12 protein-coding genes are annotated in these 19,475 nt (G+C 52.3%); all 12 read right to left on the reverse strand.

The features are described from left to right. Positions 1-12: 12 nt before the first annotated feature. Complete coding sequence (locus KQH55_RS14250) at positions 13-1,770, reverse strand: methyltransferase regulatory domain-containing protein (protein ID WP_235091446.1); 1,758 nt, start codon at positions 1,768-1,770, stop codon at positions 13-15. Between the two features lie 89 nt (positions 1,771-1,859). Beyond that, on the reverse strand, positions 1,860-3,620 hold the full coding sequence (locus tag KQH55_RS14255) for a hypothetical protein (RefSeq protein ID WP_235091447.1): 1,761 nt from the start codon (positions 3,618-3,620) through the stop codon (positions 1,860-1,862). A 177-nt stretch (positions 3,621-3,797) separates the two neighbouring features. After that, positions 3,798-4,667, reverse strand: a complete 870-nt coding sequence (locus KQH55_RS14260) for a hypothetical protein (protein ID WP_076796673.1) — start codon at positions 4,665-4,667, stop codon at positions 3,798-3,800. After that, a complete protein-coding gene (locus KQH55_RS14265) occupies positions 4,664-6,349 on the reverse strand; it encodes a hypothetical protein (protein ID WP_076796674.1) in 1,686 nt (561 codons plus the stop codon). Before KQH55_RS14265 ends, KQH55_RS14260 begins: the two co-directional genes overlap by 4 nt. 52 nt (positions 6,350-6,401) lie before the next feature. Further along, entirely contained in the window at positions 6,402-9,278 is a 2,877-nt protein-coding gene (locus tag KQH55_RS14270; RefSeq protein ID WP_235091448.1) for a hypothetical protein, read from the reverse strand. Positions 9,279-9,353: 75 nt separating this feature from the next. Next, entirely contained in the window at positions 9,354-14,210 is a 4,857-nt protein-coding gene (locus KQH55_RS14275) for a hypothetical protein (RefSeq protein ID WP_235091449.1), read from the reverse strand. A gap of 145 nt (positions 14,211-14,355) precedes the next feature. Then, positions 14,356-14,796 carry a GPW/gp25 family protein gene (locus KQH55_RS14280; RefSeq protein ID WP_076796677.1) on the reverse strand — a complete coding sequence of 147 codons (441 nt, stop codon included), beginning with the start codon at positions 14,794-14,796 and terminating at the stop codon, positions 14,356-14,358. 20 nt (positions 14,797-14,816) lie between these two features. Next, positions 14,817-16,577 carry a phage baseplate assembly protein V gene (locus KQH55_RS14285; RefSeq protein ID WP_235091450.1) on the reverse strand — a complete coding sequence of 587 codons (1,761 nt, stop codon included), beginning with the start codon at positions 16,575-16,577 and terminating at the stop codon, positions 14,817-14,819. Beyond that, positions 16,577-17,338: a hypothetical protein gene (locus tag KQH55_RS14290; RefSeq protein ID WP_235091451.1), complete on the reverse strand. Its 762-nt coding sequence runs from the start codon at positions 17,336-17,338 to the stop codon at positions 16,577-16,579. The genes KQH55_RS14285 and KQH55_RS14290 overlap by 1 nt, the downstream gene beginning before the upstream one ends. Further along, complete coding sequence (locus KQH55_RS14295; RefSeq protein ID WP_235091452.1) at positions 17,335-17,547, reverse strand: DUF5908 family protein; 213 nt, start codon at positions 17,545-17,547, stop codon at positions 17,335-17,337. Before KQH55_RS14295 ends, KQH55_RS14290 begins: the two co-directional genes overlap by 4 nt. Further along, the gene (locus KQH55_RS14300; RefSeq protein WP_235091453.1) at positions 17,544-18,086 is read right to left on the reverse strand and encodes a phage tail protein; all 543 of its coding nucleotides are present in this window, start codon (positions 18,084-18,086) and stop codon (positions 17,544-17,546) included. The genes KQH55_RS14295 and KQH55_RS14300 overlap by 4 nt, the downstream gene beginning before the upstream one ends. Beyond that, the gene (locus KQH55_RS14305; protein ID WP_235091454.1) at positions 18,083-19,453 is read right to left on the reverse strand and encodes a phage tail sheath C-terminal domain-containing protein; all 1,371 of its coding nucleotides are present in this window, start codon (positions 19,451-19,453) and stop codon (positions 18,083-18,085) included. The genes KQH55_RS14300 and KQH55_RS14305 overlap by 4 nt, the downstream gene beginning before the upstream one ends. Positions 19,454-19,475 lie beyond the last annotated feature (22 nt).

Raw genomic sequence — 19,475 nt, forward strand, 5'->3', positions numbered from 1 at the left:
GCTGCTTTCCAGTCAATTTTCTGGCGAACTGAACGAGACAATCGCTTCATTAATCGATTGCCCGGCTGTGCTTGCCCCCTCCCCTGATCTTGACACCTCCCCTGATAAGGTCATCGCTTGCACCTGGTCGTGCTCGGCATCCTGCCGGTTGCCGCCTGGTTCGTCCTTTGCTTGTGCGACCAGCAATGCCGCCCGCGCATAATGCCGCAAACGTGCGATGAGCAGCTCGCGCAGCGACACATCGCCGTGCTCAGCAAACTTGAGCAGCCCTTCTGTCACTGCACCCGCCAGTGCTGTGAGTAGCGCAGCGATCGACATGTCCCCCGTCAAGCGAGGTAACAGAAGGATATCAATGGCTGTAAGCTGCACAGGCCGGTGAAGCAGATTCGCCGTGGCCCGCGCGCCGGCTGCGGCATCGCTGCGTGCCAGCGCACTGGCACAGCAAAATGTTGTGTCCAGTTTATCCTCCAGCACCGTGCATTCCAGCGTGCTCGCGGGTTGTGCGCACACCGGTTCCGTGCGCGCGATCGCGAGCCCGCCCACCACGAGATAAAACAGCGCATCACGTATTGCTGCTCGAATGGGCTCTGAAATGCCAGATCCCACCGCAGCCGCACTCAGTTCATCCAACGTACTCGAAGCCGGATACCGTAAGATAAGCGTATTCAAAGCCGCCTGCACAATGGGGTCAGACGTCCGGTATTGACCTTGAGGAGCATGCAACATCCAAGCGTCATTCTCCAACTCGAACCGGTAAGGTCCACACAAAACGACGTGCAGCTTATCTATCTGCATAGCCCGCAATGTGCGATCAATCGTCCGATGATCATGCACGAGCAAACTTTCACGAAACGGGCGGCCCGAGACGAGATCATTCATCTGCTCGTTCGCCAGTAACCGGTCGCCCGTCCACGCACGGATCGCGGCTGCCCGCTCGGGAGCGCTCAACTCCGGCAGCATGGTGGTTAAGCGCGCTTCGCACAGAAACACCAGCCCTTTGGCCGCCTGCACGAATTCGCTGAATAGGCACGGTGCGTTGGTTGCAGCCAGATATTCATGCATCAAATACGGATCTGAGCGCTGCGTCAAATCGTCGATGATCGCACATACTGCCGAGCCATACATCGAATCGGACGATGCATGCGTTCGCAAAAAGCTCAGCATTGCTCGCAACTGCTCGAGCTGCTGAGCGGGCTCCACATCCGCTGAAATGTGCCACAACAACGCATCCCGAATCGCCTGCCGCTGCCGCCAACCCGGCAGCACGTTATAACTAACGTGCGCGATTCCGTCGGGGGCCAGATGCTGTTGGCAGATTTGCATAATTGCCGCACGTACCGCAGGCGGCACCCAGCTGTAGACACCGTGACAAATAATGTAATCGAATAGGCCTAATGTGCCAGGAAGCTCGAGCAAGTCGCGACATTCGAGGCGCACATTGTGCAAACTCGAGTAGGCAATGCGTTGTTGCCCATCCTCAATTTGGACCGGCGACAGATCGATACCCACGCACACCGACTCAGGAAATTCAGCGGCGAGCGGAATCAGATTTCCGCCAGCCGCGCAACCCAGCTCTAGAATCCGCGCGGTATGCACTGGCGGCGCGGTAAGCCCGAATAGTCCTGCCAACGCAGCGAGTGCTCCTGGGTGTGTCTGCTCGAACGGATACGAAGTGTACGGCAAGCGGTCATACGTCGAGACAAAAGGCGCAAGCGCTGTTGCCGCAGTGTCTTGAACGGCTTCATCAACTTGTAATTGCGTTTCTAACATAAACTTTCCAAAAATTGGGACAGCCTGCCGTTCAGCCAGCTCATACAGGCTCCCTTTCAGGCGCGCGACGCAATCATCAAACTGTGATGTCACCCGATAACTGAGCCTTTAAATACCACCCCTAAAAAGGGGGCCTCATTATTGTCTGATTTGATTGCAACAAGATACTGTTCTTTTTGTTCTTCCGAGCTTTCAATTATTTTCATCGAGATGGACCGCGCGGAATAACCAAGCGTTTGCACTCTATCAATAGAAAGAGCGGGGGTATTTTCCCGTTTAATTCGATAAACCCCAATGACATCTTTCTCTATCGCGGCGAAATAATCTCCATTTTCACCGATGGCCAGCGCAGAATGGGACAACTCACATTCGTGCTCTTTAGTCCATTTTTTTCCACCCCCTTCTTTAAAAAAATATATTTTTTCTTCGTCCCCCACCGCTGCAAATTTTCCGTTTCCACTCAACGTTACACAGGTTGGAACAACATGAAAAGGAAGATCATCATTAAAGATAAAATCATCACTTTTTTCGTATTTTTTCTTTACACCTCCATCACCGCCCTCGTCACCGCCCTCGTCACTAAAATAATATACATTGACATTTTTCTTGTCGTCATCTAACAAGATTATTCGATCCCCATCCGAACTAAAGCATAGCGGCCCACTAAAATAAATTTTAGAACCAGATTTTGGTTCAAGTTGAAATATTTCATCCCTATAGCGTGTAGTACTTACATCTATACAGTGAATTTCAGATTCTTCTTCGCATACACCAATGGCAACCAATTTATTGCCAATAATAACAACTGAATCCCCAACCTCCCCTTCAATATCTTTTCTCCCCTCCCGATCCAAAAACATTGATGATTTATTTTCGCCATTTTCACTAATAGTCAAAACAGAAAACCATCCACTATTCGAGCGATAGTTATCGTAACGACCGCAAGCGGCATCCGCCCATAAAAAATCTTTAATTTCAGGCCCAAACGGCACACCATTTTCATCAAAAACAGAACGAAGTAAATTGTATATATTTTTCAATGATTCTTTTCCAAGACTCTCAAAAACCTCCTTCGAAAATACATCACCCTGCTTTAAACAAAGCCCCTTTGAAATATCTTCAAAATGACTTTCGGCATCGAGTTTAAGACGTAACCCACCATTAAATTCCACGCCCCTTGTCTTATCAAGCAGAACACTCAATTTATTTTGATTACTTCCCTCATCTGGGATGACTAGTCCCTTTTCCTTAAATATATCGAGCTGCAAAGTGGAATCGATCTTGAATCCACTGTTCTCCTTGCATCTCAACCCCAACCCCTCTTGTTTATCCAAGACTAATGCATCTTTGTTCTTGATTTTCAGTTTGACTTTTTTAGCCTTACCACCTTCACCGCCCTTTGTTACCTCAATCCCGTAGCCCGCCTGCAGGGCAAGCATCGTCACACCATTTTCATTCTTTTCGCCCCTCAACTCATTGCCAAAAATACATTTCAAACCTTTATCATCCGAACCGATTCCACGATCTTTGTCCACCTTGACAGCCACACTACCTGTCTCGCTGGTCATTGACCGTTTTTCATCCAGGCACACAGATAATTGATAGTTATCATTGGGTAGTTTATTCAAATATAACCCATTCGCAGGCAATTCTGGCTTTCCCTCTGAATCGATACCAATGGCCTTAAAACATTTCGACAACCCATCCAGAATGGCCTCGAAGTGCTCTTGTCGGGGAACATGTTTGGCTTCAAAGCACGATTTCAGCTTTGATAGCGACCAGGGGCCCTCTGTAGAGGAGCCCTCTTCATCGACATTTTTTTTTGCACCAAGATCTTTATCTGGTTCCATTACTCACTATTCGATCGAGTCCCGCTGATTCCACGTTGATACGAAGAATATACTCCGCTATCTAAATTTAACGCTTTCATCAACTTTCGTCGAATCGCCCCATTTTCCGTCAAAGGTTGAAAGTAATACTCTACCGCTTTTTCCACTACATGCAGCGCTCTCGTTTATTCTGTTTTATCATGAATCCTCCTGTGCAGCGTCGCATAGAAGCTGATAAATAGCCTTCAGGATCAGACGGCCCGCTGGGTCTTCATCGAGCTTTCTAAATGTGGCGACATCACAAAGCAACGTACCTTCCTTTACACGCAAAGCGTTTTGGCCATTCTCTCCGACCTTCTCTATCACGTTATCCTCTTGAGGATTAAGCAGCAAATCGACAGCATTTTCACCGTTAAATATCAAACCACTATCTTTTGCCAGATTGAGCTCGAGATTTTTATCTTGAGTATTCCACTGCAATCCGTCACCCAGTACAACCTCAAGCGGCCCATTATCGATCTTGATGGCAGGCCCACAATGGATCTGCACGCTGTCGCCGTTTGTGCTGTCAAACTTCAAACCTTTATCCTCTTGCAACTTCACCGCAAGGGTTTCTTTCCCCGCGTTCCTCATAATTTCCAGCCCCGGCCCTGTTTGGATTTGAAGCAAACCCGCCCCCTCCAACTCCGAACTGAAAACAAGCTGAAGCTTTCCATCATCAGAAACCTGCAACGCGCCGTCCGGGTTCGTTTTCAGTTTCAGTGCCTTTGACCCTTCTTGCTCCGCGCCTAGCTCAGTTGTCTGGCCGTCACACTTAACGCTCAACTTCAACGGACCGTCCAATTTTGTCGACGGCGGAGACAGCTGCAAACCAGCTCCCGGATTAAGATCCACTGCCCCAACTGCTTGACAGGCCTCTTGCAACAGGTCCAATAGTTCGGAAAAGTCAGCTTCAGTCGGGACCTGCCCCGCTTGAAAATATTCTTTTAGCTCTGCAATCCGGTCTCTCAGCGGGCTATTCCGAACGAGCGTATTCTGCGGCCTGCCGTTTTCGTCGTCTGAACTCATGTCAACTCATCCTCTTTTTCTTGGCCTGCTTTCACTAAAATCCGCCATATCTCTTGACGCTGGGCGAGCGGCATCTTTTCAAACGTTTCAACCGAGACCAAAGCGCTCGGATCGAGCGCCAATTGGCCGCTGCCGTTCAGTCGCAACGCGTTGCCTTCGACGGTATGCACACGGAGTCCGTTTGCATCGAGCGCCAACGCTGTGTCTTGGGCCAGCGCGACGTGCAGCCCGTCCTGGACACTCACACCGCCACCGCAGACCACTGCCAGCCCCTCGCGGGTCGTCAGCCCGCTGCTAGCCACCGCGACCTTTAAACCCTGCGCCGTGGCTTGAAGACCCCCCACGGGTTGATTGTTGCTTTGCCAATTGCTTGGCACCACTTTTTTGACACCGTCCACCTTTTCGACCATCACGCCGCGCCCCGTTTGCACAGCCAGGCAGCCTTGGCCATCATGGAGTACGGGGTGGCACTTCACATCGATCCCTTTGTCATCAGCTACTAAACATGTGCTGTCGTCAAGGTGGACCGTGAGGCATGATTGTTGATCGACACTCAACCCACTTTTCTTATCTAGATTCAGCGCAAGACGGTCTTGTTCCAATCGCAGTCCATCACCCGGTACGACTTTCGTTAGATCCTGCGTCATACCCAGCGCGTCAAACAACGCTTCGAGTACATTGAACCATGACACGTAATGCTCGGGACACGGTAACTTTTCTGTCTGAAATGCCTCCTTGAGTTGCACAATGACCGATGCTAAATCGCCCGTGACCGCCTGAGCCGGTTGCTCTGAAGCAGCTGGCACAAAATAAACTCTGGCCAGTTCAATTTTTTCCTGATCATTGAGGATGCCACTCAAGTGCACATCTTCAGACTGACTCAAAATACGCAGTTTACCGATCGCGGGGGGGTGAGTGGTCGCTTCTAAAAGCTTCCATATCTCTTGACGCTCGGCGAATGACATCTTTTCAAACGTGCTAACCGAGACTTTTGGATTAAGCGTCAATTGACCCTTCTCGTCAATCTGCAGCGCATTGCCTTTGCCTGTACACACATGCAGACCATCAGCATCGAGCACTAACGCTGTATCCTTAGCCAGCACGATCTGCAGCCCCTGCTCAGCGCTCATGCCTTTGCCGCACGTCAACGCCAGCCCCTCTTTGATAGTAAGCCCGCTACCGGCTGCCGCCACCCTTAAGCCGTCGTCCGTAGCCCGAATACCGCCCACGGGTTGATTCACGCCTTGCGGCACCACTTTTTCGGCACCATCGACCGTTTCGACTCTCACGCCAAATCCCGTCTGCACAGACAGGGGGCCTTTACCATCATGAAGCACGGGGCGGCATTTAACATAGATACCGTTTTCATCGGCCGCTAAACATGTGCTGCCGTCGAAATCAGCAAAAAGATACGGCGCCAATGCGTTGATTTTCAACCCACCCTTTGCCTCCAGATTCAGCGCGAGACGGTCTTGTTCCAACCGCAGTCCATCACCCGGCACAACTTTCGTTAGATCCTGCGCCATGTCCAGCGCATCACATAATGCCTCGAGCACGTTAAATAAGAGGACATAATCGCCTTCACTCGGTTTTCTGCCGGTCCCGAAACGCTTTTTTAAATCGGCAATCTTAACTTCCAAACGGGCGCCCAATATTCGGTGCATGGCTTTTTGCAGCGTCATAAGCTCCTCACCGGTAATATCAGCAGCCTCGCGTTCAAATATCGCATGGTGATTAGTACGGTTTATCTGTTAAGATATACATCACTTCATTTTCCTTAACGGCCTCTTCGTTTTGATAAGTCCCATCAGGATTAAGCTTTACATCTCCATCTGTTTTATACAGAGAGACCGTGCCAATGCCAGCCGGTTGATCTGGCAAGCGACTCAGTGACAGGAGCTCGAGCAGTTGATATGCCTCATCGCCGAACGGACAACCGCTATTTTGCCAACCATTGTACGCATGTCCAAAGGAACGGAATGCGCTACGGTTCAACCAGTGGACAGTCGATTGGATATGACATGGAATTTCATCTCGTACAACCTGCTCAACCCACTCGATAACATCGCTGGGTTTAGAAGACGGAGAGAACCAATCGCTCTCGCGATTCAACACGACGCCGATGCTAAATGAAAACTGGTCTGCCAGGGGTAACGAACGCTCGATGTAGCAGCGCCGAAGTGTTTTGCCGTCTGCGTTGGTTCCTGGCCACTGGGCGCCAGTGTCACATTTCGCTACAAAGGTGCCCTGCGATATGTTCACCTGTTCAACCACCACGTTGATCGGATCACCCGGAATGTTTCGATTAGGTGGAATATCAATCTTATCCCCGATCTGGATCGCTGTCGCGCTGGAGGCAATTTGGCAGCGCTTCCGCTGATTATCGAGTAAGCCAGATTGATCAGCAGCATAGACGAGTGGATAGTCGACGCCCCACATCCATTCGCTCAATGTCTCGCAAGACAGCTGCCACGCTTTATTGTGTACACCATCCACAATGTATTCAGCATCGACATACAGCTGGTTATTGTGCTGCAGATCGAACGATAGCGTAATAGACTTTTCTTCTTCCTTTACATTCGAAACAACCGCCCAAGGATAAGCACTAACATCAGGCGGTGGAGAACCGCCTGTCACAGTCATTTTAAAGAGTTGTCCGATTTCGGGAACGTCTGCTCCCTTTCCAAAGCTCAGAGCTAGTGCTTCTTTTTCCGTTTCCTGTTTATCTAAAAATTCAATGACTGCCTTAGTCGCAGGCCCGAACTGAATGGATTTTCTGGGTTGCGGCGGTAACAATAGCCAATATTCAATCAGGTAAAACGGTAGATTGTTCAGCTTGCCGCCACGAGGCAGGGCAAAGAGTTCTGCGCCAATGCCCAGCCGAGCGGCAATTCGCTTCTGAAGATCGGAGATCTGACCGATTTGGACATTGGCACGGTTGTAGGTCAGCGTACAAAAATTTTCGAGGTAGCCTTGCTGAACCTGAATAAATTCATGAAGCCGCGCCTCATCACGCAACACGCCTAGACCTTCCCCAAAATACCCCAGTAGATAGCCGATAATCGCCAGTTCTTTGGCCCAATCCTCCGAGCGCTCGACCATACAATCGGTTAGGTCCTTTTTCCAGTGATCGAACAAATCATTCAAGTGAGAATCCGGCAAATAAGGCCACTGAAATCCCCATACGTTCCCTGGCGCAGCTTGCTTCAAGGTGTACCGATCGAATGCCAATAATTTGGCAACATTGGCCGTTTGCGCTATGCCGTTCGCAATCCACTGCTCGAACGGCAAAAAGAACTGGTATTGGCGTTGCAGACGTTTTGTTTCTTCGTCCTCTTGATACTTAATATCATCCTGCAAGCCGTAGCACGGCGGAATGCGATTGCTCGCTGGTGCGTAGGTATCGCCACGCCAACGGCCAATCGGCACGCCCGTAGGCGTGTCCGTGACGATGGAGGGTTGCGCCTCTTGGATCGCTTGTTTGAGAGCGTCTGGATCAATAGTTTGTAGTTTGCCTCGCTTAAATAAGCGGACTTTAGGTGAATCACCGGTTAACGAAGCAATCGGATCGTCCCCCCAGGCGACCGGATAGCATGCCGGGCCGATCACCGTTGTCCAGGACGGTATATCGCCGATTTGCAGCTTCATCAGCCTATCGACCCCGGCAAGCGCCAGTAGTGATTGAGCAAGTCCACTAATATCGACGGCACGGGACTGCGTGTAGTCAACGGGGTCAGGTATTGAGGTAATCCAGCCGTTCTGTAATCGCGGACCATCGTAGACTGCCTCCACCGGGATGCCTTGCTCGACGAGCTGCTGCGCCCCCGCTCGCCTCGTCGGTGAACTGATGCAAGCATCCACCTGCTGATAAAGAGCGGCCATTGTCTTGACCGGATCCTGCCACTCATCGTCGAGTTCGATATCGATTTGCACGTCCACGTTTTGGGGATTGAGCCAGATGACCCTGCGCACCTGCTCACACAGATTACGATTGTTTCGCAGACACCTTTGCAAGGCCTCCTTCGCTTTTTCTTCATCGATATCGCGCTGCTTCGCCACATACAAGTGGTATCCGCCTAACAAACAGAATTGATTGGGTTCAAGCTGCGGGTGACCGGAAAGCAGACCGAAATCGAACCAGAAACGACGATTGTCTTCATCGTACCGATAGCTATATATCTGTTCGAGATCGAAGGGCTCCCGTACCAGCTGCGCATCCATAAAGTAAAAACCCTGCGATAGGATTGCAGCCTGCATTGTCTCATCTGAGCGCAGATCCAGAACCGCGCGCCGATAGTCGCCTTCCGTGACCGGTGAGCAGGTTAGCACCCAATCTGGGCCAAACGTCAATGGAAAAATTCGCTTCCGATTTTTTTCTTCACGCCGTTTAACATCCTCAGGACTGAGCGTCAGCAAATCTTTTAGCGGATGCGTGTGCCGATAAGCTAGATCGGCCACGTTATAGGTGAGCGCCTGTAAAAACGTTACACCTGGATCGTGCTCGCCAAACTCGGTCCATTGTTGGCCAGCGAGCGTACGCAACGTATCCAGCGCCGTGGCCCACAGGCTATCAAAGTGAATCGCGTCGTACTCCTGTTCAGCGTCATCCATGCGATAAGCCCCAGTCGATAAAAGTGTCTGTTTCCCGGCGCGTAGACGGTGTGTACCGTCGAATCAACAGCGGACTCATATTGACTCTGCTGCCCGGTGAAACAATAGGATTGAGTCTTGTTCGCCGCCCATCGCAAGTATTAAGCCATTGCCGCTTAAGCTCACACTTGTGCCGAACTCTGTTTCCGCCTCAAGCGTTTGCAACAAGGTGGGATCGGGACCATTCACACCGATCCAAATTTCAACCTGCTTGCCATCAGCAGCGCCGGCGGCCAGAACATAGCCGGTGTCACTCAGACTCACACTAGTCACCGGCTGAGCCAATGAGATGCCCTTACCGGCACGTTGCCAGATGCCGTTTTGTAGCTGATCAATAGTAATATCCGTTTGATACGCGCATGTGATCACCTGCGCGTTCCGGCTGAGAGTAGACACGGCACTTGATGTACTTCCCAATTGGACAGGCTTATCAGGATGATGGATCACGTCCGGGTACACATAAACGCCCGTACCGTCCTTGCAGCTTGCGACTAAGGGAAGCGTTCCGCCGCCATTGAGGTCAATCTGGCGATCTTTCCAATCCGGCAGCGTTATCGGGTCCTCCCATACTTTCTGATACGTATTGTTGTTGAGTGTCCAGAAACGAAGATATCCTCCTTTCTGAGCCACAGCGATAAACTGCCCGTTGTCCTCAACGCTGAGATCCGTCACATCGCCTTCTTTTGCGTCCACCTCGAAGCTTGGGCCGATGCCAAACGGCTGGTTATTGAGCAGATCAAACTGCACGGCGGTACCGCGAAGATAGGCAATACCAGGACAGGCATGCGGCCCAGTCAACTCAAATATGGCCGCCTGCCCGGCATCTAGGTCAATCTGGCGCCATTGTCTGTCTGGCCCATAAATGGCAATGACCGGCTTGTCAGACTCCTTAGTCGCATCGACCGCTAGATACTGGCCGTCATGGCTAATGCGTACGCGCTTGCCAACAAGGGTATAGTCTGCCGGAAGCTTCACCTGCTGAGGTTGTCCAAAAAGTGTTGACGTGCGTTCGCCAAACGTGAGCACCAACGCCTCTAAACCGTTTGCCGAAACGGTTCGCGCTTGTCCATCGAGCAATAGGCTCTTCACGCGCATCACGATCGGCAAACGTTCGATGAAAGCAAGCATCGCATAGTAGTCGAGCGTTGCACCCGTACGAACTTCACCCGGGCTGGAGCCATTGGCCCACGGCATATACTGAGCGCTGAGCGCCTGGGCCACCAGCCGATAGCCCTGGTCAGAATTCGTGCTCGCAGTAAAGTCGATCGTATAAGCGAGCGGGACATCACGATAAGCTGGGTTGCCGATTTCAAGGTTAAGCCATAGCGTCGCTTTGTCGAGAATGAATTGTTTCATCTGCTTCAGCCGTGACGCATTGAATGCAGGACGCAACCGGTCACCGCTATCGGATTGATCAGGCTCTGGAATGACGACCAGACGCTGAATTAAAGGATAAGCGTTTGGATCATCTTTGTCTTGCACGCGGGGGGCGGCCTCTCGTACGTCATGAATTTCCGTATAACGCTCCGTGAGCAATTGCCGAATATCGCCCCATGTCAATGCACGGCCGCGGTGATGCAGGCACTGGGCAATTCGTTGGTAAAATCTTCCTGTCTCTTCCACGGGTTGGCCACCCTCGGAAGGCCAGGGTTGTGTGATAGTTTGCAGACCCTCGATGGGCTCGACACTGCGCGTGACGGTATCAGCAGGCAGGGGCGTGGTCAGATGATCTGCGGCAATATGCTCAACATTGACAAGCGTAGCCGTCATGCAATTGATATTCAGGCCCAACAGCCACGGAAAATCGGAAGGCCGCACCGCATCGTCACTGACCGCAAAGTCATCCTGCTCCTCATCGTGCTCGTGCTGGGCAGGCGGCTTGAACTGTGCGCGTACCCAATAGCGCCCTGCGGGCATGGCCGGGTCTTCTTGACTCGCATCATGCGGCAACGTTGTCCGCCATAAGCCGGACATTGACAATTTTTCTGTTTTATCATGTACCTGCATGTCCAGCGCTTGCCAGCAGCTCTTCTTATCCTTGTCCTGGGAAAGATAGTCCCAAGACAACAACACATCGGGATTGGCTGCTCGCACTTTCCAGTACAGCGTCAAATCTTGTCCCGGCTGTATCCCCGTGAAGCCCAGCATTAATTGACGCGCTGGTTGCCCCAACTCGCGGGCCATTGGCGCATCGTCCAAACAATGGCCAAATGGCGTAAGCTGGTATTGGGTGTCGAGTGCAGCCGTCGATAGTTTGTACGACACGGACAACGATGACCACTGCGGCGTATACGGGGGATGAATCCGGATAATCGTAGGCGTATTCTTGTAGAGCGGTGTGTTCAGAGAACTTTGATAAACGGCATGCTCAAAGTCTTGGCCCGTCAGTTTGAAACGAAGGTACTGGTCCCACTGGCGCGGATCGGGATCTAGGCTGATATCGGCGTTCAGCGCATCAATCGCGTTAAAGGCTAACGAAGCGCCAATCGGTGGCGAATCGTTCCCCGGCGATTTGTCTTCAAATAGCGGGAGCTTCTCGTTATCTGATGAATTGCCAGCTATCACCGTTTGACGGCTTGCCACAGTCATTTCGACAGTGAAAACTTGATTGTTTTCAGGTATGCAACCATCATAAATGGCATAGCCAAAATTCTCATCCTGGCCATCAACGCTGTCCCATTTATACCAACGCTGGAAACTCTGCGCGGGCAATCCCACCCAACTTGGGTCCAGCCTGATGGCCAGCTTACAATCCGGCTTGTTGCACCAGTCCGGCGACATCAAATAAAAGCTGCTGTTGTCCAATTCTGGAGAATCACCAAATGGCTTGTTTTCGTTATCTATTTCCGCCACACCGCCGTCGGTCGCCATGAACACGTGGGGAGAATTGTGCACGGTTACGTTGATCTGCGTAACACCTGGAACCTCAGCCGATGAATGCGTCATCTTAAGCAACGGCACAAGATCATCGAAGCCATCCAACCCAGCGGGCGCCGCTACTGCGCCCTGACTGGCCTGTAATACAAATGAAGCCTTTTTATCATCATCGATCTTCTCGGTCTTCTGCAGGGAAATCCAACTTTGGTTCTCCCCACTCACCCATGCACTCAGGTCCTCTCTTGCCCCGATAGAGGCATCAAATGTCACTTCGATCACACGCTGCCCGCCCGCAACGGCCAGCACCGACGAAGCAATGGCGCAACCCGACGGGAGCGGATGCCGGGTGAGCTGCTTTGTTGTCGATAACTCGTACGACACCGATAACGATGTCCACCGCGGTGTATAGGGGGGATGGAGTTCAATAATCGTAGGCGTATTCTTATATTGCGGCGCGACAAGTGAATTCTGATACGCAGCATGCCCAAAGTCCTGACCCGTCAATTCGAAACGAAGATACTGTGTCCAGTCGTGCGGATCGGTACTTTCAATGATGGGAGCAGTGAGTGTCTCAATCTCGTTAAAGGCTAGCAAGGCGCCTATCGGCGGCGGAGCGTCTCCCGACGATTGATTGTCGTATAACGGGACCGTTTCACCGTCTGATTGACCATTTGCCACCGTCATTTTGACCGTGAACGCCTGATTATTCGCGGGTACGCCACCGCCATAAATGGCGTAACCAGACTCTCCACCCTGGCCGCCCACGCTGTCCCATTGGTACCAATCGTGGAAATTCTGCGTGGGTAATCCCGTCCACGCCGGATTCAGTGTGATGGTCAGCATACAATCCGGCTTGTTGCACCAATCAGGCGACATCAAATACAAGCTACTGCCCAATGCGGGAAATTCACCGAATGGCGTGCTCTTTTTACCTATTTCTGCCACACTGTCATCGGTCGCCATCATCACCTGGGTGGAGTTACGCACCGTGACGTTAATCTGCTTAACACGTGGAATATCAGTCAATGGACACGTTATCTTGAGCAACGGCACGGAATCGTTAAAACCATCCAACCCCGCGGGCACCGCTATGGCGCCTTGATCGGCCTGTAATACAAACACCGCCTTCCAGCCATCAGGCGGCATACCGATGATGGGGAGACTCTTTAGGGGGACCCAACCTTTCTCCCCGCTCATCCATGCACTGAGGTTCTGGTCTTCTTTTACCAGGCCGCCGTCACCCTCAAACGTCACCTCGATCTCGCGCTCCCCTTGCGCAACAGCCAGCACCGGCGAAGCCACCACGCGCCCGGACACCACGGTCTGGTCCCTTTGAGGATCGTAACTAAATAGCCGCACCCCTTCGTTTGGCCACACCGTGGCAGACTGACCAAGCGTATCAAGCACCACCCGCTTCATGGCAGGATGCTGGATTTGAGGGTTATCGTTATGGTTTTTCGACTGATACCAGCACACGTCCGTGAGCATCGCCTGATTCACCCACACATCCTCATCAAGCCGATATTCCAATGGTGTCCCTGCACTATCCTGACCCGCACTGAACCGTTCACCGGCCGGCAACATCAAGGTTGGCTGGCTTGGCGTGAATGACAGCATCACCTGATCCGGCACGGCAGGGCGTTCCCGCACACCAAGCTCGTCCCGATAATAAAGCGCGCGATGCCGAGCCGGTATTGTGTTAAACAGGTCTCGCGGCACGTTGAGCGCGGCTAAAAATGCGATCAGAAAGGCTTGTTGGGGAGGCAGCAAGCCATTGGGCTGAGCTACCGACTCAAGTAGTGCCGCGACGGGGTCGACTGAATCACCGGCTTCATCGGACGGGAAAAAAAACTTTTTCCACGACTCATCGTCTTTATTAAATTTGCCTGGCTTGGCAAACGGGTCATCAAATGGCAGCAAAGCTACATAGTCTCGCCAAGCCTTTAAGTGCCATGCCAAATCACGTTGATCCAGTATGAACGACTCTTGAGGCGATAATGTCTTCTTCGCTGCCATAATAGGTTTTTTTACGCTGATCGTGAGAAAACGTTCTATTTACCCGGCTTGGACTTCCTTCCCTAAGCACTGCTCTCATTGGCTCGCCGCGTGGTACGCATGCTCTGCTGTATCACACTGGCTCAAGGGCGCCTTATCCGGCTATTCATCGTGCAAGCCATCCTCCCTGCGGACTGCCAATATTCAGCTTGCCACCGACATGCTGCACCGTATTGTTCAGAGGAATCCGGTAAGCAATATCGATATTGAGCGTCCACGGCGAATTGCTGTCCGGCCTGAAATCAATTGAGACCAGCGTGCCCCGGGGCTCGTAGGTTTGAACCGCGTCACTGATCATCTGGCGAATTGCGGTGCGCAACCCATCGCTGATGTTCTCAAACACAAAGGTCTGCAAATCACACCCATAGCCTGCACGCATCACCCGTTCGTACGGCTGCGTACTAAACAGTACCTGCAGACTCTCTCTGATATTGTCCGCATCGCGTGACATCGTCACTTGCGCTGCTTTTGGCTTGTCGGAGACACATTCGAACTGCACTGGAAACTTCCAGCCGCATCCAAGTTGATTCTGGGGTCCGTTCGCCATCCTGTCCTCCATTCATACGATTAACCCAAGTTGACCTGGCCGCCTTTGAGGTCAGCTTTGGCTGAGCCCTGCAGCGAAAGCGTTTGCGATTTGGCGCTTAGGGAGGTCCCTCCCATCTTCATTTCGGATTGACCATTTTTGAGGGTGAGACCTTCTTTGGCTTCTACCGTGATTTTTTTCGCATCAAGCGCAAATGCTTCTTCGCCATGCAAGCGCAGGCTTGCCTTAGACAGCACCAGTGCTGTCTTCTGCGCTTCCAATGTAAGCGTGCCACCGTCCTTGACGTCAAAAAGCCACTGGAACTGCGCCTTGCCGTCTTTCGCCAAAACCAAGCCCTTTTGCTCGTTTTTCTCGCTCGGCTCGAACGGTGCCTTGTTTTTCGGGTTATGCACGGCGCTGACGATCACTGGAAAGCGCGGATCGTCACTCAGAAACGCCAGCATCACCTCGTCATCGGCTTCCGGATACAAGCATAAGCCGCTGCCTTTGCTGGCATAGGCCATGCCGGGCCGCACCCAGATCGGCGGCTCCTGTCCTGGCGTGCCTCCCAGGCCCGGCACACGCACCGCCATACACCCCCAACCAGTCGGGTCCTTTTCGCGACCAGGCTTCACAACCACACCGGGTGCCATACCTTGGACCCTTGGCATCAAGGGCGCATCGATTTCAGGTACTTGAAGGCCGATCACGGCGTTAGGCCGGCCTGTCGTCAAGATCGTCTTACCTTGGCCAGCACCGAGCCATTGGTGCCGCACTTCGGCAATCAGCCCCTTGCCATCGAAAGTGCCATAGCCCGACAACTCTAGGGTTTGCCCAGGTGCCAGTTTAGCCGTTGCTTCACTCCAATCCACTGTGAACTCCGCCTGGGTACCGGCCAGTTGGCAACCTAGTAAGCGGGCATCCGCGAAAGATTGCGCTTCCGTCTCGCTAAGCGGCAAGCCTGAGTTCAGTGTCCAGTGCATCGCATCGGACGCAGCATAGGTGAGCGGCTTGAACACGCCCGATCCGACTGCCGGAGATTTCGCCTTCACAGACCGGCTTTTCTGCTGCGCGACATCCCAGTAATTTACGCTCAATTGGCTCGGTAGTCTTCGGCTATCACGCCGGTACTTCATATCACGCAACTCGATCCCAGCATTCTGCTTCGCCGCTTTCAAGACGAGGCCTTGGGGCGCTTGCCCAATATCCGGTTTGAGAATCGACACCGATTGTTCTGGAGCACCGATCAACCAGACCGGATACGCGCTAATCCGGCTCATCAACCAGGCCCAGTCCGAGCAAGACCATTGGATCAGCTGTGCGTGAGAAACCGTCATGCCATCCATTTTTTTCACCTTGATGCCGTGCTCCTTGAACAGCTTTTGCAGAGCCTGAGCATCGGTGAGTTTTTCGCCTTTTTGGGTCAACACCTGACTGCGGTGGCTGTTGGCCATTTTCTGCAGTTCATGGACCACCTCAAGCTGGCACGTTAGTTGCCGTTGCACATAGCTTGGGTTCAGTGGCCTGGCGACCATCCCATCAAAAATCGGAACGCGCGTGCCCGTTTCATCCGTATAGCTGATCTTGACGGGATGAGCTGGCTGCCATGCCTTATCTATCTGGTCTAACGATGCCCAGCTGTTAGCTGGATCTTCTATATCCACCCGGCACGTTAACCGAGCCATTGGAATCCGGTTGGCTGCATACTGAACTTCCGCTTCAATCACCGTTAAACCGAGTTTGGACAACGGCTGGCCTTGCACCTGGATGTCAAATTTTTTACTCGCAAAGGGAAGCGTCATCACGTCTCCCTAGAGCCAGGCACACGCAAAAATTGGCCGGGTGTCAAGGCCTCCAAGCTATCCAAATCATTTTCACGAGCGTACGAGAGATAATCGCTCGCCGTCGTTTGGCTCGGCACAGACCACGCTCCCTCGGCAATATGAGCCAATGTGGCACCATCTGGAACGGGCCCGCCCTCGTACAACATACTGGCTTGCCGCGTACTACCACCGCTACCGCCTTGGCCGCCTCCCTGCGACACGTTACCGCCGCTGCCTCCCTTGCCTCCCATATCTAGCTCCAACTCTTCAAGAAAGTTGACTGAGAGGTTGGCACGTTGAGGCGCGCCACTGCGGTCAAAGAGCGAACATGTCACCGTCATGTTCGTCATCCAGCCGGTAAACTTCATTTGCCCCGCCCAGCCAAAATGGCCCCACTCGACCTTAACAATATTGGGCGTACGCACCGCACCTTTGATCCTAAAAAACGTGATGTACAGACTAGACAACTGTTCATCGACGCTTGTTTTGCTGTCTGGCAAACTGCTGTCTAGGATCAATTCCACCGCCAGCGTGCTAGGTGTCACCGCGCCGAATTTGACGCGGGTATTGGAGCTGTCGGCCAGCGACTCTTCCCGAAAATCCGCACCATACCCAATCGTCAATGATTCGGGGTTATACAAAACTTCGAAGGGCCCGGCCAAGTTTTTGAGCGCTCCCCCCTTGTCCAGCGAATAGGGCGTCATCTTCAATTTCTGCAGCGACTGATCGCTCCCGCTCATACGCCACCTCCGTGGACATCACTGCGCCATTCATCACGCAACCGTTCAATAACCTGCCGCACGATCGCATCCACCCAACGCGCCTCACCCTGTGCTGCTTCCCGAGGGGGTATGGGTGACGCAGTCGTATCCAGGGCGGTCGCCGGCACACTCCGTGTCCTTGGCGTACCGATGCGCGCCTCGATGATTAATTCATGAATTTCAATCATGCCACCAATCCCATCCACTGCACATCCCGGCAAGCAAGTTCCATCGTATTAAGCAAGACGGTGTTGCTATTAGCATCAAGTTCACCCCATTGCAGCTTCACGGGCAACGCATCCATGCAGATCCAACTGCACAGCGGCAACGACGATGAATCAAGCAACAATATGACTACCACCAAATACCGGCTTTTGAATTGACGCATCGTGTCGATGAACATTGTCGTCAACGGTGATAATGTCGTGACCCCGCGCTCCAACACAATGTTCTCCTGTGTGAGTTCCTTCGGTAAGTGAATCTGGTTAATAGGATCACCACCTTGATGAAACTTCTGTGTTTGGATCGTCCGGCCCAGTCCACTAATGCGCTGAAAACGAAAATCAACGACCGTTGGCAGTACATTGAGCGCTTGCAGATTACCCGTAAATCCCCAATTCTTCTTAGCAAATATTTGGACTAGAAACCGGTGGCTATGCGCGTAAAAATCACCGGTGATCGGCGCCTTAGCCATCGCCTCGGCGGTTGATAAAATTGCACTGCTCATGATGTCACTTTCTCCGTCGATTCCGTTAGCACAGCATCGCTGCCCGTTTGAAACAACACGCGCAGCTCGATAAATTCCGCCGGATATTGCATCGCAAGCTTCGCGATCAGAATTAACCGGCCCGATCGAATATCTTCTGTCGTCATGCTCTCGCCAAGTCCTAACAAGACCTGGAACGCATCGTCTTCTTGTGTCCCAACCAGTCCTCCCGCGAGCCATAGATCGCGTAGCCAAGCACGCGCTAAGCTTTTGAGCGTCGTCCACGTAATTGCGGTATTCGGCTCGAACATCGTATAACGGCCAATGTTCGTTAAAGTGGTCTCGATATAGGTCAGCGTGCGCCGTACCTGAACGTAGCGCCACCGATCCGGCAACGGTGGGGCAACTAACGTGCGACAACCCCATACACGCACCCCGCGCCCGACAAAGCTTTGAATCAGGTTAATGCTGATTCTATTTTCATCGAATAACGGCGGGTCAGAGAGCAATACATCGCGCCAGCTCCGATAGTTAGGCCGGATCACTTGGCTTAATTCGACATTGGCCGGTGCCTTCCAAATACCACGATCGCGGTCAGTTTTACCGATCGCTGCAACCACAGCGCCTGAAGGTGGAACGACGATTTGGCGAGTACGCTGACGGCCGTCATCGTAATCAACGTAATAGTTCGTTTGCAGACGTGGCCAATACACCGCACCGCGCGCGCGCAGTGTCTCATCCATTGACTCCAGACTATCCAGACAATGGCGCACAAGCTTCGGATTGTCCGGCGCATCGAGTACTACAAAAACTTGCCGATGAGATTCGGTTGTGTTTAATAAAGTCTTCCACACCGACGTCCAAAGCCCTACATCTCCCTGCGGTACCGGCTGATCGCTCAACTGATCGCTGCCGTTTGCCTGATAGTACTGGGGTGCCGATAGCATCACCATATCGGGCACCGCCAGCAGCGTTGCATCTAGCGCTTGTTCAAGAAAATCATTCCAGTCAGTTCTAGTGATGCAATCGGCTATGCCTTGCCGTGTGTAATAGTCGTCCCCTTCTGGCAAATTCGCATAGCTTCCCAATGAAACACCATAGCATGCACTACCACCGTTATCGAAATAATGTCTCACGGTGTAATAGAAAGCGGCTTCCTGCGTCAACGGAACCAGTGGATTAGATGACGGAAAACCACCAAAAACCTGCGTAAAATCTTCGAACGTATTTAGCAGGACGGGGAATTTTGGACACTTTAATTTTGGATCCTGTGATTCCGGGTCTTTTTCCGTATAGCCAGCAAATAACGGCACCGTCGTATCGGCCGGTGTCGTCGTACGGGCTTCCTCTTGAAAATTGAAACCGACACCAGGTTGTTCGTGATGCACTGTTCAAACTCCAAAATTCGTC

It is taken from the genome of Mycetohabitans sp. B3 (assembly GCF_021498065.1).
In the GTDB taxonomy this organism is placed as follows: domain Bacteria; phylum Pseudomonadota; class Gammaproteobacteria; order Burkholderiales; family Burkholderiaceae; genus Mycetohabitans.